This is a genomic window from Actinomadura sp. NEAU-AAG7, assembly GCF_018603865.1.
Taxonomy (GTDB): domain Bacteria; phylum Actinomycetota; class Actinomycetes; order Streptosporangiales; family Streptosporangiaceae; genus Spirillospora; species Spirillospora litoris.
The window spans coordinates 506,188-525,936 of record NZ_JAHFZY010000001.1; the positions used below are offsets into that span (position 1 = coordinate 506,188).

At 72.3% G+C, this 19,749-nt stretch carries 23 protein-coding genes and 1 tRNA gene; 11 read left to right on the plus strand and 13 right to left on the minus strand.

Features of this window, described 5'->3' with window-relative positions:
* Window positions 1-87: 87 nt before the first annotated feature.
* The 4 genes from KLI87_RS02280 to KLI87_RS02295 all read left to right on the plus strand — a co-directional run bounded on the left by KLI87_RS02280 (window position 88) and on the right by KLI87_RS02295 (window position 2,075).
* Window positions 88-933 carry a helix-turn-helix transcriptional regulator gene (locus KLI87_RS02280; protein ID WP_156217164.1) on the plus strand — a complete coding sequence of 282 codons (846 nt, stop codon included), beginning with the start codon at window positions 88-90 and terminating at the stop codon, window positions 931-933.
* 37 nt (window positions 934-970) lie between these two features.
* On the plus strand, window positions 971-1,171 hold the full coding sequence (locus tag KLI87_RS02285) for a DUF397 domain-containing protein (RefSeq protein ID WP_250903458.1): 201 nt from the start codon (window positions 971-973) through the stop codon (window positions 1,169-1,171).
* Between the two features lie 173 nt (window positions 1,172-1,344).
* Window positions 1,345-1,656, plus strand: a complete 312-nt coding sequence (locus tag KLI87_RS02290; protein ID WP_214615646.1) for a type II toxin-antitoxin system VapB family antitoxin — start codon at window positions 1,345-1,347, stop codon at window positions 1,654-1,656.
* Entirely contained in the window at window positions 1,653-2,075 is a 423-nt protein-coding gene (locus KLI87_RS02295; protein WP_214615647.1) for a GNAT family N-acetyltransferase, read from the plus strand. The genes KLI87_RS02290 and KLI87_RS02295 overlap by 4 nt, the downstream gene beginning before the upstream one ends.
* A gap of 29 nt (window positions 2,076-2,104) precedes the next feature.
* Here KLI87_RS02295 and KLI87_RS02300 read toward each other — a convergent pair whose 3' ends face one another.
* From KLI87_RS02300 to upp, 6 genes are all read right to left on the minus strand, one after another.
* A complete protein-coding gene (locus KLI87_RS02300) occupies window positions 2,105-3,367 on the minus strand; it encodes an MFS transporter (protein ID WP_250903459.1) in 1,263 nt (420 codons plus the stop codon).
* Between the two features lie 190 nt (window positions 3,368-3,557).
* Window positions 3,558-4,244 (minus strand): FadR/GntR family transcriptional regulator, encoded by a 687-nt coding sequence (locus tag KLI87_RS02305; RefSeq protein ID WP_214615649.1) that lies wholly within the window; start codon window positions 4,242-4,244, stop codon window positions 3,558-3,560.
* Window positions 4,245-4,382: 138 nt separating this feature from the next.
* Window positions 4,383-5,879: a helix-turn-helix transcriptional regulator gene (locus tag KLI87_RS02310; RefSeq protein ID WP_214615650.1), complete on the minus strand. Its 1,497-nt coding sequence runs from the start codon at window positions 5,877-5,879 to the stop codon at window positions 4,383-4,385.
* A gap of 452 nt (window positions 5,880-6,331) precedes the next feature.
* A complete protein-coding gene (locus tag KLI87_RS02315; protein ID WP_156217159.1) occupies window positions 6,332-6,856 on the minus strand; it encodes a PH domain-containing protein in 525 nt (174 codons plus the stop codon).
* 218 nt (window positions 6,857-7,074) lie between these two features.
* On the minus strand, window positions 7,075-7,335 hold the full coding sequence (locus KLI87_RS02320; RefSeq protein WP_156217158.1) for a hypothetical protein: 261 nt from the start codon (window positions 7,333-7,335) through the stop codon (window positions 7,075-7,077).
* A gap of 164 nt (window positions 7,336-7,499) precedes the next feature.
* Window positions 7,500-8,138 carry a uracil phosphoribosyltransferase gene (gene upp / locus KLI87_RS02325; RefSeq protein WP_156217157.1) on the minus strand — a complete coding sequence of 213 codons (639 nt, stop codon included), beginning with the start codon at window positions 8,136-8,138 and terminating at the stop codon, window positions 7,500-7,502.
* A gap of 84 nt (window positions 8,139-8,222) precedes the next feature.
* On the opposite strand from upp, the gene KLI87_RS02330 reads away from it, so the two are divergent.
* The 6 genes from KLI87_RS02330 to KLI87_RS02355 all read left to right on the plus strand — a co-directional run bounded on the left by KLI87_RS02330 (window position 8,223) and on the right by KLI87_RS02355 (window position 11,031).
* The gene (locus KLI87_RS02330; RefSeq protein WP_156217156.1) at window positions 8,223-8,495 is read left to right on the plus strand and encodes a hypothetical protein; all 273 of its coding nucleotides are present in this window, start codon (window positions 8,223-8,225) and stop codon (window positions 8,493-8,495) included.
* Between the two features lie 155 nt (window positions 8,496-8,650).
* Window positions 8,651-9,136, plus strand: coding sequence for a tRNA adenosine deaminase-associated protein (locus KLI87_RS02335; protein ID WP_156217155.1), 486 nt, complete (start codon window positions 8,651-8,653; stop codon window positions 9,134-9,136).
* A gap of 72 nt (window positions 9,137-9,208) precedes the next feature.
* The gene (locus KLI87_RS02340) at window positions 9,209-9,646 is read left to right on the plus strand and encodes a hypothetical protein (RefSeq protein WP_214615651.1); all 438 of its coding nucleotides are present in this window, start codon (window positions 9,209-9,211) and stop codon (window positions 9,644-9,646) included.
* Window positions 9,639-10,097 (plus strand): tRNA adenosine(34) deaminase TadA, encoded by a 459-nt coding sequence (tadA, locus tag KLI87_RS02345; protein WP_374225407.1) that lies wholly within the window; start codon window positions 9,639-9,641, stop codon window positions 10,095-10,097. Before KLI87_RS02340 ends, tadA begins: the two co-directional genes overlap by 8 nt.
* A gap of 10 nt (window positions 10,098-10,107) precedes the next feature.
* A tRNA-Ser gene (locus KLI87_RS02350) sits at window positions 10,108-10,195 on the plus strand.
* A gap of 125 nt (window positions 10,196-10,320) precedes the next feature.
* The gene (locus KLI87_RS02355; protein WP_214615652.1) at window positions 10,321-11,031 is read left to right on the plus strand and encodes an MBL fold metallo-hydrolase; all 711 of its coding nucleotides are present in this window, start codon (window positions 10,321-10,323) and stop codon (window positions 11,029-11,031) included.
* Between the two features lie 622 nt (window positions 11,032-11,653).
* On the opposite strand, the gene KLI87_RS02360 is transcribed toward KLI87_RS02355, so the two are convergent.
* From KLI87_RS02360 to KLI87_RS02380, 5 genes are all read right to left on the minus strand, one after another.
* Window positions 11,654-12,538, minus strand: coding sequence for a DMT family transporter (locus KLI87_RS02360; protein WP_214615653.1), 885 nt, complete (start codon window positions 12,536-12,538; stop codon window positions 11,654-11,656).
* Window positions 12,538-13,200 carry a B3/4 domain-containing protein gene (locus KLI87_RS02365; protein ID WP_214615654.1) on the minus strand — a complete coding sequence of 221 codons (663 nt, stop codon included), beginning with the start codon at window positions 13,198-13,200 and terminating at the stop codon, window positions 12,538-12,540. The genes KLI87_RS02360 and KLI87_RS02365 overlap by 1 nt, the downstream gene beginning before the upstream one ends.
* Window positions 13,201-13,592: 392 nt before the next feature.
* Window positions 13,593-14,726, minus strand: coding sequence for a DNA polymerase III subunit beta (gene dnaN / locus KLI87_RS02370; RefSeq protein WP_214616585.1), 1,134 nt, complete (start codon window positions 14,724-14,726; stop codon window positions 13,593-13,595).
* Between the two features lie 81 nt (window positions 14,727-14,807).
* Window positions 14,808-15,314 (minus strand): methylated-DNA--[protein]-cysteine S-methyltransferase, encoded by a 507-nt coding sequence (locus KLI87_RS02375; RefSeq protein WP_156217150.1) that lies wholly within the window; start codon window positions 15,312-15,314, stop codon window positions 14,808-14,810.
* A gap of 14 nt (window positions 15,315-15,328) precedes the next feature.
* Window positions 15,329-16,798: a DNA-3-methyladenine glycosylase 2 family protein gene (locus KLI87_RS02380; protein WP_214615655.1), complete on the minus strand. Its 1,470-nt coding sequence runs from the start codon at window positions 16,796-16,798 to the stop codon at window positions 15,329-15,331.
* Between the two features lie 165 nt (window positions 16,799-16,963).
* On the opposite strand from KLI87_RS02380, the gene KLI87_RS02385 reads away from it, so the two are divergent.
* Complete coding sequence (locus tag KLI87_RS02385; RefSeq protein ID WP_214615656.1) at window positions 16,964-17,326, plus strand: nuclear transport factor 2 family protein; 363 nt, start codon at window positions 16,964-16,966, stop codon at window positions 17,324-17,326.
* Window positions 17,327-17,388: 62 nt separating this feature from the next.
* Here the strand turns inward: KLI87_RS02385 and KLI87_RS02390 are convergent, their stop codons facing one another.
* Together KLI87_RS02390 and KLI87_RS02395 are read right to left on the minus strand one after the other, a co-directional pair.
* On the minus strand, window positions 17,389-18,150 hold the full coding sequence (locus tag KLI87_RS02390; protein ID WP_214615657.1) for an SDR family NAD(P)-dependent oxidoreductase: 762 nt from the start codon (window positions 18,148-18,150) through the stop codon (window positions 17,389-17,391).
* Between the two features lie 31 nt (window positions 18,151-18,181).
* Window positions 18,182-19,573 (minus strand): MFS transporter, encoded by a 1,392-nt coding sequence (locus tag KLI87_RS02395; protein ID WP_214615658.1) that lies wholly within the window; start codon window positions 19,571-19,573, stop codon window positions 18,182-18,184.
* Window positions 19,574-19,749: the final 176 nt, after the last annotated feature.

The following is a 19,749-nucleotide window of genomic DNA, read 5'->3' on the forward strand; positions in this document are numbered from 1 at the left end:
GCGGGAACGTAGCGATACATGCAAGCTTTCACGTAGTATTGCTTGCAGCCTTGCAACATAGCAGTCGGCTGCCTGGCGGAGGTCCATATGGCAGAACGCCGCTCACCACCGGTGCGGGCGCGGCAGCTCGCCCGCGAACTCCGCAGGCTGCGCGAGATCGAGGGGCTGACGGGCGAGGAGGTCGCCGGCAGCCTCGGGTGGTCCAGCGCCAAGGTGTCGCGGGTCGAGACGGCGGCCACGCTCGTCCGGCCCGGCGACCTCGGCAAGCTCATCGACCTCTACCACGTCACCGGCAGCCACCGCGAGCGGCTGCTCGCGATGGCGCGGGGGGCCGAGGAACGCGGCTGGTGGGACGCCTTCCCCGATGTCGGCAGCGACTACGCCGACTACATCGGCCTCGAAGCCGAGACCCAGGCCCTGCGCTGCTACAGCGCGCAGTCCCTGAACGGGCTCCTACAGACCGAGGAGTACGCCCGCGCCCTGATCGGCATGGTCGTCGACCCCGCCCCGGGCAGGGTCGAGAGGCGGGTGGACGTCCGGCTGCGCAGGCAGCGGCGCCTGCGTGAGGAGCCGCCCGTCGATCTGCACGTCGTGCTGGACGAGGCGGCCATCCGGCGGCGCGTGGGCGGCCCGGCGGTCATGAAGGCGCAGCTCGAACATCTGTCCGCGCTCGCCGAGATGCCGAACGTGGTGATCCAGGTGCTGCCGTTCGACGCCGGCGCGCACGCCGCGATGGCCGGATCATTCATCACGCTCAAATTCCCCCATCCGCAGACCGATATGGTCTTTGTGGAACTTCTCCGGGGAAGCGTCTACGTGGAGGACGAGATGGAGGTCTACCGCTACCATCTCGCCTTCGAGCAGCTCCGCGAACGAGCGATCCCCCCGGACGAATCCAGCGCCTTCATCCGCCGCGCCGCGGACGAGATGTAGGACGCCCCCCACGACCACCACGGATCGGAGACCCAGCTTGATCACGTCCACCCCATCGGGCCCCACCTGGCGAAAGAGCAGGCACAGCGGGGACGGCCAGGACTGCGTCGAAATAGCCCGGGATGGACGGGGCGCCTTTCTGGTCCGGGACTCCAAGGCTCCCGGTGCGGGCGTGCTGCGCTTCGGAACGGCGGAATGGAGGTCCTTCCTCGACGCGGCCAAGAAGGGCCGGGTGTGATCTGGGCGACCCTCTCGGGCGCGGCGGGGCCAGGCTGGACGCGGCCACGGCGACGTAGTTATTCACCGCGTCGCCGAGCGGCGATGTCAGTGGTTTACCGGATTCGCGAAACCCGGTGACCCCTTCAGTTGCCGTGCCTTCTCCGGCCCCATGCGACCCCGTAGACTCAGGGCGTGATCTTCAAGGCGGTGGGTGACGGAAGGCCCTATCCCGAGCACGGACTCTCGTCCCGGGACTGGGCCAAGATCCCGCCCCGCCAGGTCCGCCTCGACCAGCTCGTCAGCACCAAACGCGAGCTCGACCTCCAGTCGCTCCTGGCGAAGGACTCCACCTTCTACGGCGACCTGTTCCCGCACGTCGTCCAGTGGAAGGGCGAGCTCTACCTGGAGGACGGCCTGCACCGCGCCCTGCGCGCCGCGCTGCACCAGCGGGTCGTCCTGCACGCGCGGGTCCTGGACCTCGACGCCGTGGACATGCACGGGTGATCGTCCGTCCGGCCGTCCGTGCCGACCTCGCGGACATCGTCGCGCTGCTCACCGACGGCGTCGCGACGGTGGACGAGGCGTACATCCGCGCGTTCGAGACCGTCGACGCCGACCCGCGCAACGAGATTCTCGTCCTCGACGACGGCGGCGCCGCCGTGGGCTGCCTCCAGGTCACCTACATCCCGGGCCTGGGACGGCACGGGCAGGAACGCGCGCATGTGGAGGCCGTCCGGATCAGGGCCGACCGGCGCGGCGCCGGGCTCGGGCGTCTCCTGCTCCGCCACACCATCGACCGCGCGCGTTCGCGGGGCTGCACGTTGATGCAGCTGACCAGCGACCGCCGCCGCGACGACGCGCACCGCTTCTACGATTCGCTCGGCTTCGTCCGGAGCCACGAGGGGTTCAAGCTCGAACTCTGAGGCCACGGTCGCACGGACGGCTTGGAGCCTCAGCGGGCCCTGGCGGGCTCGGGGAGCCTGATCTCCTTGGCCTCGACCAGGTGCTCCACCCGGTCCGGGCTCGGCCGCACGAACCCGGGTCGCGCGGCCAGCAGGCCGAAGACCAGCTCGGGCACCACGAGCGCGAGCAGGAGGACGAGCGAGACCTCCCAGCCGCCCGTGACGCTGTGCAGGACGCCCACGGCCAGCGGCCCCGCCGCGGCGAGGAGATAACCGCCGGTCTGGGCCATCCCGGACAGCCGCGCGGCGACCGAGGGGCTCGGCGACCGCAGGCTCAGCAGCGTGTAGGCGAGCGGGAACGCGCTGCCGGTCCCGAGGCCGAGCGTGAGCACCCAGACCCAGCCGGCCTCGGGCGCGGCCAGCAGCCCGAGGATCCCGACGACCATCGTCGCCGCCACGGCGACGACGAGGGCACGCTGGTCGCGCAGCCGCGCGGCGAACACCGGGACGAGGAACCCGAGCGGGATACCGACGATCAGCATGGCCGAGACCATCATCCCGGCCGTCGCGGGCGCGTATCCCGCGTCCCGCATGATCTCCGGCAACCATGACATCAGCACGTAGAACATCAGCGACGCCAGGCCCATGAACGCGGCCACGAACCACGCCTTGGCCGAGCGCAGCAGCGTCCCGCCGGCGCGGGCCGCGCGGGGGGCGCCTTCCTGCCGGGGGCGGTCGCGGCGGGCGCCGCGGGCCAGAGGCCCCCAGGTCAGCGCGGCGATCAGCGACGGGACGGCCCACACCGCGAGCGCGAGCCGCCAGCCGCCCGCCGCGTCCAGCGGCACGGCGAGCCCGGCCGCGACGGCGCCGCTCGCGGCCATCAGCATCATCGCGAGGCCGGTCAGCGACCCGACGCGCTCGGGGAAGGCGCGCTTGATGACGGCGGGCATCAGCACGTTGCCCATCGCGATCCCCGCCCCGGCCAGGACCGTTCCAAGGTAGAGCGCGACCGGCGACGGGACGACCCTGACCACGATCCCCGCCGTGATCATCACGAGCGATCCGGCGATGGCGACCTCCGCCCCCACCCGGCGCGCGAGCACCGGCGCCAGCGACGCGAACAGGCCGAGGCACAGCACCGGGAGCGTGGTCAGCACGCTGACCTGCACGCCCGAGAGCGAGAGCGCGTCGCGCAGATCGCCGAGCAGCGGCGAGACGCCGGTGATCGCGGCGCGCAGGTTGATCGTCAGCAGCACCAGGCCGGCGAGCGACCAGGCGGCCGTGGCGCGCGAGACGCGGGTGGTCGGGGTCATGGCCGAGGTAGTCATTTCACCTTCGTCATGCGCCGTCATGGCGCGTCGAACTGGGCAGGTCTTCGGTTTCGGAGGGCTGCACGAACGATCCCGGGCGTGCCGAGGCGCAGTCGGGCTACTCGGCGGCGCTAGGAGATCTGGCGATCGCGGAAGTCGGAGGCGGCACGGACGTCCCGGCGGGGGCGTCCCTTCAAGTGGTGCGGACGCGGGGTTTCGTCGAGGCCAGGATCTGGTCCAGACACGCATGCGTCGCGGCCGTGGCGGCCGTCACGTCCCCGGCCTCGATGGCGGAGGCGATGGGGCCGTGCGGGACGTCGGCGTGCTCCAGGAGGATCCCGGCGGCGCCGATGCTGGCGCGGAGCGCCGCGCTGAAGTCGCGGTAGAGGTCGGTCAGCACCCGGTTGTGGGTGGCGTCGACGACGGCGGTGTGGAACGCGAGGTCGGCCTCGACGAAGACGGCGTGGTCTCCCGCCGCCCAGGCCGCGTTCCGCTCGGCGAGCGCGGTGGTGATCGCGGCGATGTCCTCCGGCGTCCTGCGCTCGGCGGCGAGCCGGGCGGCCTCGACCTCGAACCCTCGCCTGACCTCCAGGATCTCGACCAGCTCCGCCGTCTCCAGGCGCCGCCGGACGGCGCCGGACAGCTCGCTGACGGCGCGCACGTACGTCCCGTCGCCCTGGCGGCTCTCCAGGAGCCCGGCGTGCGTGAGGGCGCGCACCGCCTCCCGGACGGTGTTGCGGCCGACGCCGAGGGTCTCCGACAGCACCGGCTCGGCCGGGATCTTCGCGCCCAGCGGCCAGGTCCCCCCGGTGATCTCGCTCCTGAGCTGGTCGATCACCTGGTCGACCAGCGACGAGCGGCGGGCGGTGCGCAGGGTCAACGGTCCCCCTCGGTCGGCTGCGGTTCGGAACACAGGGTGCCGCCCGTCACAGCGACATCCGGTCATCCCATGTCTCTATGTTAGGAACACTGGTACCCAGGATTTATTCCGGGGTCCAGTGTCACCAACCAGGGACGGTCAGACGCGTCCGAGGTCGCTGGTCGCCTCCTGCGCCCGCGCGGGGTGCAGGCCGGCGGCCTCCAGCGCCCGGCGGTAGGCCGCCGCGGCGTCGTCGTTGCTGCGCACGAGCTCGTACATCTCGCCCAGCTCACGGTAGAGATGGGCGGCCGGACGCCCGGCCGGAAGGGTCGTGAGCTGCTCCGAGGCGGCCCTGAGGACGGCCTGGGCGGCGCCGGGGTCGCCCTGGGCGACACGGGCCCGCGCCAGGACCAGCCGGGCCAGGACGGTGCGCTGGCTACGCGCGACGAGCTCGTTGTCGGGCGGCGCGGGCACCGGACGGGGTCCGTTGCCCGGCGGCGCGAGCGCCGTGCCCGCGTCGATGAACTCCTCCAGCAGGACGATCGCCTGGTCCACCTCGCCCACCAGCACGAGCGCGCGCGCCTTGGCGATGACGCTCTCGGTCGCCTCGGCGCCCCTGAGGTCGGCGGCGCCCTGGAGAAGCCCGAGCGCCTCCTGCGCGCTCTCCCTCGTCCCCTCCGCGCGGGGCCGCTCGATGCCCGGCAGACCCGTCCCGCTGTACTCGCCGGACGTGGGGACCACCCCGCCGGCGTCCCCCGGAAGCGGCGAGGGCGCCGCGTCCGAGAACGGCGGGACGCCCCTGAGCAGCGCCTTTGCCGCCGCCAGATGCAGCCGCGCGTGCGTCTGGACGGGAAGGCCGTCGCCGCGCGCCGCCAGTGCCTGGTCGGCGAAGTACAGCGAATCGCCGATCGTGCCCTCGTCCAGCGCGAGGAGGCTGGCCCGCTGGTAGGAGGCGCTGGTGGACGAGACGTCCCCCGGCACCTCGGGGAACAGCAGCCGCCGCCCGATCTCGTGGGCGCGCCGCGGGTCGGAGCGATCCACATAGGCGAGCAGGAGGATCCGGCCCGCCTCGGTGTGCTCCTGGCCCACGCCGAGCCCGAGCCGCCGCAGCCGCTCCATGGCGCGCTCGCCGAGCGCGATCGCCTGGCCGAGGTCGCCGACCGCGTGGTAGCAGCGGGCCAGCGCGATCACCGGCGGCAGCCAGCTCGCGCGGCCCGGATCCCGCTCGGCCTGCTCGCGCAGCTCCTCGAACAGCGCGATGGCCTCGTCGGTGCGGCCGAGCTCCTCCAGGGCGCGGGCGCGGCCCCAGCGGGCGCGCGCCGTCAGCTCCTGGTCGTCGCTGCGCGCGATCACCTCGTCGAAGCCCGCCTCGGCGGTCACGGGGTCGCCGCCCAGCAGCGCGAGGTGCGCATGGCGCTCCCGCACCTCCAGATGGGCGCGCTGCTCCGGCTCGACGCCCTCGGCGAGGTACTCCGGAGTGCAGCCGAGGCGCTCGGCCAGCATTCGCAGCACGGTCGGCGTCGGCGTGCGCTTACCGGACTCGATCAATGAGATGTAGCTGTCGGAAAGGTCGTGACCGGCGAGCTGTGCCTGCGACAAGCGTCTGGTCAGCCGCAGGTTGCGGACACGTTCGCCGACGTTGCCTGGACCCGGCATGTGGACTCACTTAGCGGAAGTAATCAGGCGGCTGGGGTGCCGACATGATTGCACATTGCGGGTTATCGCACATCGAGAGTAATGAAGCGGCAAGACAAGCACCCGCGCGTTCAGACCTGTCCACCCCCCTTGGACCGGTGGTTCGAGCGCCGCGCGGTGCCGGTTCGACGGCGGTTGGGGCCGCCCCCGCGCGGCCCGCCGCGTCCGTCCGCGCTGTCCTGCCGCGCCCCTGCGCGCGGCCTGCGGACGGGTCGGCGGCCCGCCGGGACCCCCGGCGAGCGCGACGCCTTTTCGACTCCGACCGTATCCGACGATCCCCCCAAGATCGCCGGGAAACCCGGGATACCGGCCCGTCCTCGTGGAAAACCGCAGGCCGATCGGCCCTCGGAGGCGCGGCTCGCTCGTCCCGCGTGGCGCTCGCCGAGCGGAACGCGGGTCGCATGGCCGTGCGGTCAGTCGTCCGAGGGGTTCTTGTTGGGGAAGATCATCTCGCATACCTCCAGGTAGAGCTGCTCGGGGTAGGGGAGGTACTCGACGGTGGACAGGGCCTGGTCCTGACCGGCGGACTCCAGCACGAACTCGCCGTAGCCGAGCATGCGTCCGGCGATCGTGCGCTTGAAGCTCATGTCGGTCACCTTGGCCAGCGGCATCATCGCGACCTTGCGCGTGATGAGGCCGGTGGTCAGCAGCATGCGCTGGTTGGTGATCACGAAGTAGTCGACCGACCACTCCGCGACCCGCCAGACGAACCAGGCGAGCAGGATCAGCCAGGCCCACCAGATCCACGAGATGGCCGAGCCGCCGCCCCCGGCGGTGTTGCTCAGGATGCTCGCGACGATCAGACCGCCGAGCAGGAACCCGACCGGCACCATCAGCACCGCCGGGTGCCGCCGGACGGTGATGACCTGGTTCTCGTGCGGGAGGAGGTACTTGTTGACGGACGCGGGGGCGGAGTCGCCGGGGGTGACGAGCCTCATCCGGGCCTCAGCCGAGCGCCGGGACGAGAGCGGCCGGCGAACCCGCCGCGGGCACCGAGGCCGCGGCGGCCGCTGTCATGTACTTCCCTGCGGGCAAGGCTGCCTCCCGGAGCGTCACGAACCCCGGTTCAGTTTCGCACAGCCCGCATCACCGGCAAAGCAAGGACTATGGCGCGTTGGCGTGACTCCTCAGACCACGATCGGGACGGGGCCGACCGTCATGGCGCGTTGTCGAGGGAGGACCGGCGCGCCCGGCGCCGCTTCTCGGCCGCCACCGTGGCGAGCACCTCCAGATGCCGCCGCGCGATCCGTTCGACGAGTTCGGGCGGCGCCGCCCCGGTGACCTCCTCGGCTCCGTACCGCGCGGCGGACACGCAGCGGGCCACGGTCTCGTCCGCGTGCACCCCTTCGAACTCCTCGCCCAGCCGCTCGCCGATCACGGCGTAGCGCCGCAGGTCGCCATCCCCTTGGTGAGCCATCATGAATCCTCGGCCTCGCTCGCACCGCCCGGTCCGAAACGGTCCCCTGTGCCGGGACGGCGGAGGGGAACGCGCACTGACGTTCCGTAGCGCGTTATTACCCCTTGCCACCTGGAACGAACATCCGCCGTACCGGCGACGAACGAATCCTGAACGCCCCGGGGTCAGACGACGCCGTAGAGGCGGTCTCCGGCGTCCCCCAGGCCGGGCATGATGAAGCCCTGTTCGTTCAGGTGCGAGTCGATCGCGGCCGTGACGACCCGGACGGGCGCGGCCGTGTCGGCGAACGCCTGCTCCAGGTACTTCAGGCCCTCGGGGGCGGCGAGCAGGCAGAGGGCGGTGACGTGGTCGGCGCCCCGGTCGAGCAGCAGCTTGATCGCGGCGGCGAGCGTCCCGCCGGTGGCGAGCATCGGGTCGAGGACGTAGCACTGCCTGCCGGACAGGTCGTCGGGGAGGCGCGTCGCATACGTCTGGGCCTGGAGGGTGCCCTCGTCCCGGATCATGCCGAGGAAGCCGACCTCGGCGGTGGGCAGCAGCCGCGTCATACCGTCCAGCATCCCGAGGCCCGCGCGCAGGATCGGCACGACCAGCGGCTTCGGGCTCGCGAGCTGGACGCCGCCGGCCTCGACGAGCGGTGTCGCGACGGTCGCCTCGACGACCCTGACGTCGCGGGTAGCCTCGTACGCCAGAAGGGTGACCAGTTCGTCCGCCAGGCGGCGGAACGTGGGGGAGTCCGTGCGGACGTCCCGCAGCGTGGTGAGCTTGTGCGCGACGAGCGGATGGTCGACGGCGAGGGTCTGCATGGGCACACCGTAGTGCACCGTGCAGCGCCTGCCAGACCCTTGTGGACCAGGATAGGACGTCTCTGAGCTGGGCAGTATGCCGATATGAGCAGCGAGAGTGATCAGCAGCCGGCGCGGGTCCGCGAGCCCGCGCCCGACCCCCCGACGCCCCCGGTGACCGAAGTCACAGCACGCCCCGCCGAGGACCGGCAGGGTGACGTGACCCCCGAGGAGGTGCGCGAACGGCTGCGCCGCCGCGCGATCTTCCTGCGGGAACTCGCGGAGGCCCGCGAGCTGCGCCGACGCGTGACCCCGCACCGCTCCCGCCGCGCGCGCATCCACGCGGCGCTGCGCCGCCGCACCTTCCGCCTGAACTGACGGACATCCAGTAGCTTTCTACATCGTGCGCCGGAAATGCGGCACTGACTCCCGATCTCACACGCGGGTGCGGTGGCGAGTTTGGCCGTGGGGCACGCGAGGGCGCGCCGCATCTGCGACCATGCCCTGGCAGGAACCGCGCCGGTGGGGTGGAAATGACGGATGTTGACGCGACGGACTTCGCCGTCGTGGTGTACCGGGAAGACGAGCGCTGGGAGGCCGAGATCCTCCCGGTGGCCCTCACCGGGGATCTGGCGGGCTTGATCCATGCCCTGCGCCAGCAGCCGAGCCTCGGCGGCACCGTCGGGCTCGTGTCGGTCGGCGACGACTTCTTCGTCGCGATCCGGCTGCTGGGCGACGAGGTGATGGTCTTCCTGTCGGACGTCACGGCCTCGGTCGACTGGCCGCTCGCCGGGCAGGTCCTGGAGTACCTCGACATCCCGATCCCCGACGACGAGGAGCTCGACCAGGTCCTCCCCGTCGGCGACATGTCGATCTTCGCCGACCTCGGGCTGGACGAGATGGAGATCGGCGCCATCTCCGGCGACCTGGAGCTGTACCCCGACGAGATGCTCCTCAGCATCGCGGGCCGGCTCGGCTTCGCCGCCGCCTTCGAGCGCGCCCTCGACACCGTCGGCTGACCTTGGGAACGAATCGGACACCTTGCTGGCCAGGGGTGTGATCGGGGCGCCGGCCTGGGCCACAATGGCCACGTGTCGTACTTCGCCGCCGTCTTCGCGCGGACCCCGCAGGGCTGGATCGGGACCGAGGCCGTCCTCGCCGAGGCCGAGGGCGTCGACGACGTCGCCGACCTGATGCGGGAGGCGGCCGTCGAGTCCTACGGCGACCCCGTGGTGCTGCTGATCGAACAGGACGACGACTGGTTCGCCGTCCTGCGCCTGGACGGCCAGGACGAGCCCCGCGCGTACGTCTCGACCGTCCGCGAGGACGGCATCGGCTCGCTGTTCACCCAACTCGTCGGCGAGGTCCCCGACGGCGACGCCGCCGGCGACCCCGCCCTGCTGGACGACCTCGGCATCGACCCCGGCCGCCTCAGCGACCTCGGCGAGCGGGCCCTGCCCGGCGACGCCCTGCTCGCGGTCGCCGAGCAGGCCGGTTTCGGCGAGGAGTTCGACCGCCTCCGTGACTGACCCCGAGCAGGCGATGCGCCGGGCGCTGGACGAGGCGCGCGTGGCCTTCGAAGCGGGCGAGATCCCGGTCGGCGCCGTCGTCCTGGACGCCTCCGGCGAGATCATCGGCACCGGCCACAACGACCGCGAGCGCACCGCCGACCCCACCGGCCACGCGGAGATCGTCGCCATGCGGCGCGCCGCGTCCGCCCTGGGCACCTGGCGCCTGTCCGGCTGCACACTGGTCGTCACCCTCGAACCGTGCACGATGTGCGCGGGAGCCGCCGTCCAGGCCCGCCTCGACCGCCTCGTCTACGGCGCCGTCGACCTGAAGGCCGGCGCGGTCGGCTCCCTCTGGGACGTCGTCCGCGACCGCCGCCTCAACCACCGCCCCGAGGTCGTCGCCGAGGTGATGGCCCCCGAGTGCGCCGCACTCCTCTCCGAGTTCTTCACGCACCGCAGAGTCCGGTAGGCTTCCCCGCGGTGGTGTCGCCTAGTGGACGAGGGCGCACGCCTCGAAAGCGTGTGAAGTGCAAGCTTCCGTGGGTTCGAATCCCACCACCACCGCCACCGACAGCCACGAGGGCGGGCCCTACGGTCCCGCCCTCCGGCCGCCGTCTTGCTTCCGCTCATAGCCGATCCGCGCAGGGCGTAGATCTCTCTGCGGTGTCCGGCGGGCTCCTAGCATCGGCCGCATGGACGTCATCCGGTTGCTCCCCGGCCTGCACCTGCTCCGCTTCCCCGTGGCGAACGCGTATCTGTGGCAGGACCCCGACGGCCTCACCCTCATCGACACCTACGCCTCCGGCAGCGCACCACTGATCGCCAAGGGGATCCGCGATCTCGGCCACGACCCGGCGGACCTGCGACGACTGGTGCTGACACACTTCCACGAAGACCACGTCGGCGCCGCAGCCGAGATCGCAGAGTGGGGAGACGTACGCGTCATCGCACATCGCGCCGACGCGCCGTTCATCCGCGGCGAGACGACAGGCCCGCCCCCGATCCTCGCCGACTGGGAGCGGCCCATATTGGAGCAGGCCCGCAAGCAACTGCCAGCAGAGCCGCCCGCACCGGTGCATGTGGACCACGAGCTCGACGACGGCGACGTCCTCGACTTCGGTGGCGGCGCCCAAGCCGTGGCCGCGCCAGGCCACACACCCGGCAGCGTCGCTCTGCACCTCCCCGGCCCGAAGGTGTTGTTCACCGGAGACACGGTGGCGCGCACCCCCGACGGAAGCGTCATCCTCGGCGTGTTCAACGCCGACCCACCAGCAGCGGCCGCCTCCTTCCAGCGGCTGGCAGCCCTCGACACCGAGATCGCCTGCTTCGGCCACGGCGAACCACTCACCCAGAACGCGGCCCGCGCCCTACGAACCGCCGCCCGGAACCTGCTCCCCCCATGAGCAACGACCTCGTCAGTGCCCAATGGCGCTTTGTGCCGTCCGAGAGCGCTACTGACCGTTTCAGCGACACGCCGGAGTCACGCGCACAACCGGAGGCTTGCTGAAATCGCGCTCCATGTACGTTCGCCCGTGCGCCATCCAGCCAGCGGCTCTACCATGGCGTCCTCATCGCCCCCACGAGGGTTCGCAACCTCAATACCTCCGTTCACTGGATGCAGGTGCTTGGCAACGGTCCTCATCGCCCCCACGAGGGTTCGCAACCTACCGGGGACGAGCGGCGCGGGGCGCTCCTGGAGGTCCTCATCGTCCCCACGAGGGTTCGCAACCTGGCGTTCCGAGCGGCGGGAGTCCGGTACAAGGCCCGGTCCTCATCGCCCCCACGAGGGCTCGCAACTTGTCGTTGCTCGACCGCTGAGGTCTGGTGGTCATGTCCTCATCGCCCCAGGAGGGTTCGCAACCGCAGGATGCGGAGGCGGTCGTGGCGCCGTTCCGGGTCCTCATCGCCCCCCCACGGGGGTTCGCGACTGATCCTTCGGAGTGCGCGGTGTCGGCAGCTTCTTGTCCTCGTTGCCCTGTGAGGGGTCGATATCTGGGGTCAGGGCGTTTTGGGTGGGGGGCGTGGTCAGCCGACGGTTACGAGGGCTACGCCTGCTACTGCTATGGCCATGCCCAGGCGTTGGACGGTGCGGAGGCGCTCGCTGTAGGTGATTCGGGCCAGGAGGACCGTGATCGCCGGGTAGAGGGACGTGAGGACGGCGGCGAGGCTGAGCAGGCCGTCCTGGACGGCGATGAAGTAGAGGGCGTTCGCGCCGGCGTCGAGGGCGCCCGACAGGAGAGTCAGGGCGATGAGCGTGCGTCGGGCTCCTGGTGGGGTGGGCTCGGTGGCGCCGCCGAACATCTTCAGGTACAGCAGGGCCGTGAAGACGACCACGACGTTGCCTACGCGGGCGGCGACCAGCGGCCATAGGCCGCCGCCGTCCCCGGCCTCCTTCAGGAGGATGAAGAAGATCCCGAAGCAGGTGCCGGACACCCCGGCCATCAGCGGGCCCGAGTCCAGGAGGCGCCGCCATCCGGAGGCGGCGGGGGCGGTCTCGTCGGCGCTGCCTTCCTCCATGCTGACCAGGGCGATCGCGACCAGGCAGAGGAGGACGCCGAGCAGGACCGTCGCGTCCAGCCGCTCGCCCTGCATCGTGCCTACCGCTACCGGCAGCACGGCGGCGGCGAGGGCGGATACGGGGGCGACCACGCTCATCGGGCCTCGCGCGAGCGCCCGGTAGAAGGTGATCAGGCCCGTCCCGCCCGCCAGGCCCGCGCCGAATCCCCAGGCCATCGGGCCCCATCCGGTGCCGCCGCCGGTGAGCAGCGCGGAGGCGAGCACGACGGCCAAGCCCATCGGGACGCACCAGGCCAGGGCCTTCAGCGCGGTCGAGCGGCGGGCCGCCGCGCCGCCGAGGAAGTCCGCGACGCCGTAGGCGAGGGCCGCGCTGAGCGCTAGGGCCGTGACCATCACCGCCCGCCGATGAGGCGGCTTTGGATGTGAGCGCCGGGCGAGATCGCGCGGAGTCGTGTCGCCAGTTCCTCGCCTGCCTCGGTCAGCCGGTCCAGGGAATAGGGCTCCAGGCGTTCGAGGAGGAACAGGCCGTTCTTCGTGTTCTCCGTCAGGCGCGTCCGGACGCACTGGCGCCAGTTCCAGCGGCGGCACGTCACGCCCTCGTCGTCCCGCCAGACGACCTCACCCGGGGACGGGTGCTCGACGGCGGGCTCACCGCTTGTGATCACGTCGAACGGCTCGTCTCCGGTGGCCCTGACCAGGCGCGCCGGTCCCTGGTAGGCGTCGAGGTCCTCGCCGCCGATCGGCAGCGCGTACTCGACGCTGACCGCGTTGTAGGCGTCCACGACGCGGTTGATGGACGGCAGCGCGTCGGCCCGGCGGAGCAGCGCGTCCACCGAGGGGCGGGTGCGCTGCGGTTTGGCGCCGAAGGCCCGGTACGCCTCGCGCCACGCCTCCACGTGCGGGTCGTCTGCCGCTTTCGCGGCGGCCCCGGCAAGCCAGTCCGCCGACTGCTCGTCACTCGGACCGTTCGTCAGCCCCTCGGCCGTCATGACCAGCACGGCGAAGTCCGGACGCAGGGCGCGCACAGCTTCATCGACGGTGATCCGCTCCAGCATTCCGGCCCCTCCGCTGTGGTCGATCTAGTGAACTTCCCGGTCATCCTACTGACCCAGGTTCGCCAATGAACTCCCGGCGATCAAATCCCTGAATGAGGCGAAGGGGTCGCGCGCATGGGGCGTCCTGCTCCTGCGCGATCGAGCCCTGGCGGGCCGTGCCGCGCCTCGTGAGGACCGCAGGACGGAAATCTGGAGCGGGACGGATAAGGGTGACCGCGCCCGTGTGCGCTTCAGGCTCGGAAGGGGACAAAGTCACGCGCAGCTCTCTAGTGCACGCGGTTCGGGGTGCGTGTCCGGTGGGCTCGGACGAGGCACGGCCTTGGCTTCGGGGGCAGGGCGGTGAGGACGGGGTGCTTGGGATTCGGGGGGCGGGCAGGGGCTCCTTGGGTCGGTCAGGAGGTCAGGCGGACGGGCATGACCAGGTAGCGGTAGCCCGTGTCGGCGGCTTCGGAGTCCTCCTCTTCGGGGATGGCGGTCAGGAGGGACGCCTTGGTGGGGCCCGCGCATTCCAGGCGGGTGCGCGGGGTGTCGATGCCGGCGAGGCCGTCCAGGAGGTACTGGGGGCTGAAGGCGACCTCGACGTCGTCGCCGGTCAGGTCCACCGCGAGGCTCTCGTTGGCGCGGGCGGAGTCGCCGGACGCGGCGCTGATGCGGACCTCGCCCGCCGTGAACGACAGCCGGATCGGGGTGCCGCGCTCGGTGACGAGGGCGGCGCGCTTGAGGGCCTCGACGAAGGGGGCCGTGTCGATCTCGGCGATGGAGGCCCAGGTGCCGGCCAGGCGGGACCTGTAGTTGATGTACTGGTCGTCCAGGAGGCGGCTGGTCATGCTGCGGCCGCCGCCGGAGACGCCGATCAGGGTGTCGGCGGTTCCGGCGAGGTCGATGGCGACCTCGGCGCCGGGGCGGATGGCCTTGGCGGTGTCGGCGAGGGTGCGGGCGGGGACGACGACGCCCGCGGTGAAGGCCGGGTCGGAGGGGCTCCAGGTGAGCTCGCGGGCCGCGATGCGGTAGCGGTCGGTGCAGGCGAGCCACATCGTGTCGCCCTCGATGTCGATGCGGACGCCGGTGAGCATGGGCAGGGTGTCGTCGCGGCCCGCCGCCGGGACGACCTGGGCGACGGCCGCGGCGAAGAGGTCGCCGGGGACGGTGCCCGCGCGGGCGGGCGGCTCGGGGAGGGTGGGGTAGTCCTCGACGGGCATCGTGAGCAGCCCGAACTCGGCGGGCCCGCACCGCAGGACGACCTCGGATGCCTTGGTGAAGACCTCCACGGGCTGGGCGGGGAGGTTCCGGACGATCTCGGCGAGGAGCCGCCCGGGGACGAGGGCGCGCCCCGGCTCGGCGACGTCCGCCTCGACGCGGGAGTGCGCGGACACCTCGTAGTCGAAGCCCGCCAGCGTCAGCTCGCCGTCGCCGGTGACCTCGATGAGCATGCCCGCGAGGACCGGCAGCGCGGGGCGGGACGGCAGCGTCCGCGCCGCCCACGCCACGGCCTCGGCGAGCCTTTGACGGTCGACCCGGAACTCCACCTTGACCTGCCCCTCCATGACCTGGCAGGGCCGGAGACCCGGCCCTGTCAAGCACGGTATCCCCGCCCTCTGACATTCCCGTCAGAAGAGCGCGGCGGCGGCCCCCTTGGTCTTGCGCTCGAAGTCGAGCAGGAAGCGCTTGCGCTCCAGGCCGCCGCCGTAGCCGGTGAGGTCGCCGGTGGAGCCGACGACGCGGTGGCAGGGGACGATCACGCTGACCGGGTTGCGGCCGTTGGCGAGGCCGACGGCGCGGGACGCGGAGGGCCTGCCGATCTCGACGGCGAGCGCGCCGTAGGTGGTCGTCTCGCCGTAGGGGATCTCCTGGAGCGCCGTCCAGACGAGGTTCTGGAAGGGGGTGCCGCGCAGGTTCAGGGGCACGTCGAACTCGGTGAGGTCGCCCGCGAAGTAGGCGTCGAGCTGCTCACTGATGGTCCTGAACGGCTCGGGGTCGGTGGCGGGCGTGCCGAAGGTCTCCTCCTGCGGGCGGTGCCGCTGCTCGTGCATATAGAGACCGGACAGGCCGCCGTCCGTCACGACCGCGGTGAGCGGCCCTACGGGGCTGTCCAGGACGGCATGCGTCGTTTTCATGGGGTCGATCCTCTCTAGGCCGGGAGGAGGTTGATGGCGTGATCGCCCGTCGCCCACAGGTACTGGACGGCGTAGGCGCGCCAGGGGCGCCACGCGGTGGCACGCCGTATGAGGGCGGCCGGGGTGGCGGGCAGGTCGAGCGCGCGGGCGGCGGCGCGTATGCCCAGGTCCCCCGGGATGAACGCGTCGGGGTCGCCGAGTGCGCGCATCGCGATGGTCTCGACGGTCCAGGGCCCGAAGCCCGGGAGCGCCCCGAGGCGTTTGCGGGCCTGTTCCCAGTCGCTCCCTACGCCGAGGTCGATCTCGTCTCGCGCGAGGGCGCCCACCAGCGACGTGAGGGTCGTCCGGCGGGACCGCGGGAACGCCAGCGTCTCCGGGTCCAGCTCGGCCAGGGCGGACGGCGTCGGGAACAGGTGCGTCAGCCCGCCCAGGGGGTCGGTGATGGGATCCCCGTAGGCGGTGACCAGGCGCGCCGCGTGGGTGCGCGCGGCGGCGACCGACACCTGCTGCCCGAGGACGGCGCGGACGGCGAACTCCGGGGCGTCCACGGTGCGCGGGACGCGGCGTCCCGGCGCCTTGTCGACCAGGGGGGCGAGCACCGGGTCGGCGCGCAGGAGGTCGTCCACGGCGGTGGGGTCCGCGTCGAGGTCGAGCATCCAGCGGCAGCGGCTGATCGCGATCGTGAGGTCGCGGAGGTCGCTCAGCGTGAGCGTGCAGGCCACGTGGTCGGGCTGCGGGCGGAGCGTGGCGACGCCGTGACCATGGGGGAGCCGCAGGGTGCGGCGGAACGCGCCGTCCCGCCACTCCTCGACGCCGGGGACGGCGGTGGCGGCCAGGTGGCCGAACAGGTTGTCCGGGCAGAGCGGCGCGCGGAACGGCAGCCGCAGCGACAGGGATCCGGAACCCGCGGGCGGGTGTCCCCTGGCGACCCGGTCGCGCAGTTGGCTCGGGGTGAGCGCGAACACGTCCCGCACGGTGTCGTTGAACGCGCGGATGCTGGCGAAACCGGCCGCGAAGGCGACGTCTCCCATGGGGAGCGGTGTCGTTTCGATCAGGAGCCGCGCCGTCTGCGCGCGCTGGGCCCGGGCCAGCGCGAGCGGGCCCGCGCCCAGTTCGGCGTTGAGCTGGCGTTCGATCTGGCGGGTGCTGTAGCCGAGCCGTCCGGCGAGCCCCGGGACGCCCTCGCGGTCGACGACGCCGTCGGAGATGAGCCGCATGGCGCGGGCGACGACGTCCGCGCGGTGGTTCCACTCGGGGGAGCCCGGGGAGGTGTCGGGGCGGCAGCGCTTGCAGGCCCGGAATCCGGCCTGCTGGGAGGCCGCCGCGCTGGGGTAGAAACGCATGTTCTCCGGCTTGGGCGGCACGACGGGGCAACTCGGACGGCAGTAGATCCCGGTGGTCACGACCCCGGTGAAGAACCATCCGTCGAACCGCGCGTCCTTCGACTGGACGGCCCGCACGCACCTTTCGACATCCTCGTGCATGCTCCCAGCATCACCGATGGCCAGGACTCATCACTAGCGGGAATCCGACATCAACGTCACCGAGGCCCCGGCATGACGTCCGAGGTAATCGATCTTCCGCCGCGCGGTTGGCACCGTAGTGGTCACCGGGGCGGACAGACCCGGACGAACACCACAGGAGCGGTGATGAGCGACGTTCAGCAGCGTATCGAGCAGTACCTGGCCATCTGGAACGAGACCGACCCGGCCGCGCGCCGCGCCGCGATCGACGAGGTGTGGACGGAGGACGCGGTCTACGTCGACCCGCTCGGCGTGGCCGAGGGCCGCGAGGCCGTGGACGGCTTCATCGCCGCCGCGCAGCAGCAGTTCCCCGGCCTGGTGTTCAGCCTGGAGGGGGACGTGGACGCCCACCACGACATCGCCCGCTTCACCTGGGGACTCGGCCCGGCGGGCGGCGAGGCGCTGGCGGTCGGGTTCGACGTGGTGGTCTTCGCCGCGGACGGGCGCGTCGACCGCGTGCACGGCTTCCTCGACAAGGTCCCCGGCTGAACACGCGGCGGCGGTCTGCCGGCCCCCGCGGGCCCGGCAGACCGCACACGGCCGGCGCGATCTCACAGCTGGCGGAGCGCGCCGCCGTCCACGGCCCATTCCGCGCCCGTGACCTGCACGGCCAGCGGGGACAGCAGGTAGGCGATGACGCGCGCCACATCCAGCGGGGTGCCCAGGCGCGCGGCGGGCAGCCGCCGCTCCTCCCGGACGAACCGGTCGATCGCCTCCTCGACCGGCAGCCCGTACTGCGCGGCGAGCTGGTCGGCGAACCCGCCCGGCGCGTCCCACAGCCGGGTGCGGGTGGGGCCGGGCGTGACGACGTTGGAGCGGATGCCGCAGCGCCCGAACTCCCCCGCGAGCGTCTTGGACACCGACAGCATCGCGGTCTTGGACGCGGCGTAGTCCACCAGCGGCGTGTCCGGGAACCGGGCGGCCTCGCTCGCGACGTGGACGAGGCTCCCCGCGCCCTGGTCGATCAGCGCGGGCAGCGCGGCGCGGGTCATCCGGATCGCTGAGTGCAGGTTCAGCTCGAACGTGTCGTGCCACTGGGCGTCGGTGACGTCCAGGAAGCCGATCCGCGATTCGAGGGCACCGGCGTTGTTGACCAGGCCGTCGAGCCGTCCGTGCCGGTCGAGCGCGGTGTCCACGATCCGCTGGGCGGCGGACGGGTCGGTCAGGTCGGCGGCGACGCCGTCCCCCGAAGGGCGCCGGGCGACACCGACCACGTGGGCGCCCTCGTCCGCGAGGAGGCGGGCGGTGGCCTCGCCGATCCCGGCGGACGCGCCGGTGACGATGTAGACCTTGCCGGACAGTTCGAGATCCATGGCGTTCTCTCCTTCGGACGGGCGCGGAAGATCAGTGTGCGGAGCGGCGCAGGAACACGGCGACGAGCGCCGCCCCCGCGACTGCGATCATGGCGTTGACCAGCGTCGCCGTGTGCACCCCGGCGAGGACGGAGGTCCCGGCCGCCGTCGCGACCGCGCTCATCACCGGGATGCCGAGCGTGATGGCGACCTGCTGGGTCATGGTGGCGAGGCCGGTCGCGAGGCCCTGCTCGCCGTCCGGCAGCCCGGACGTCGCGATCCCCATGAACGCGACGATCGCGACCAGGTTCCCGAACCCGCCGATCGCGGTGGCGGCGAGCAGCAGCGCGAGCCCGTCCCGCGAGGACCCGAGGCCGAGCAGCGCCAGCGTCGCGGCGGCCTGGAGGACGAGCCCGGCGGCCAGCGTGGCCCGGCCGCCGAGGCGTGCCATGATCCGGGGCGCGGCGACACCGCCCGCGAACGTCCCGGCGCCGAGCACGCCCAGCGCGAGGCCGGTGGCGAGGGCCGAGAAGCCGAGGACGCGCTGCAGGTAGAGCGTCATCAGGAACACCAGCGAGGTCTCGGTCGCGAACGCGACGAACCCGCCGACGTTGCCCCAGGTCACGGTGCGCCTCGTCAGCACCCGCGGCGGCGCGAGCGGCGCCGGTGAACGCCGCTCCACCAGGCCGAACGCGACCAGCAGGACGGCGGCGAGGGCCAGCGAGCCGAGCGCGACCGGGTCGCCCCAGCCGTCCGCGCCCGCGGTGGTGACCCCGTAGACCAGCGCGAGCAGCCCGCCGGTCACGGTCACCGCGCCGGGGACGTCCAGCCGGGTGGTGCCGGCGGCGCGGCTCTCGGCGACCAGCGCGGGCGTGACGGCGAGGATCAGCACCGCGACCGGGACGTTGACCAGGAACGCCCAGCGCCAGCTCAGCAGGTCGGTGAGGACGCCGCCGAGGATCGCGCCCACGGTGAACCCGGCCGACATCAGCGCCCCGCTGAGGCCGAGCGCCCGCGTCCGCAGCGGCCCCTCGGGGAAGGACGTGGTGAGCAGCGAGAGCGCGGCGGGGGTCGCGATCGCGGTGGCGAGCCCTTGCAGCACGCGTCCGGTCAGCAGGACGGCCGGGTCGGTCGCGAGCCCGCCGATGAGGGATCCGACGGCGAGCAGCGCCATTCCGGCGAGCAGCATCCGGCGGCGCCCGAACAGGTCGGCGACGCGTCCGAACAGCAACGTGAAACCGGCCGCGGGCAGCGCGAACGCGGTCGCGATCCACTGCAACTGGTCCAGGCCGAAGCCGAGTCCCTCGCCGACGACCGGCAGGGCGACGTTGAGGATCGAGAAGTCGATGGCGAGCATGAACTGCGCGCCGAGCAGGAGGGTCAGGGTCAGCTTGTGCCGCGACGACATCCGCTGTACGGCGGGGGCGGCGGTGGTGAAGGTCATGATGACGAGGGTCGCCGGGGCGGGCGCGCCTACCCAGCCCTCCGCTGTTGGTACCACCGCCAGTAGCAGGACCGGAGACCTGGGAGTGAGAACCGACATGGCTCCCGGGCGTGGCGACCGTCCGGCCCCCGGCTCCGTAGGTTCTCCAATGATCACCCTGAACGAGGAGGACCTCC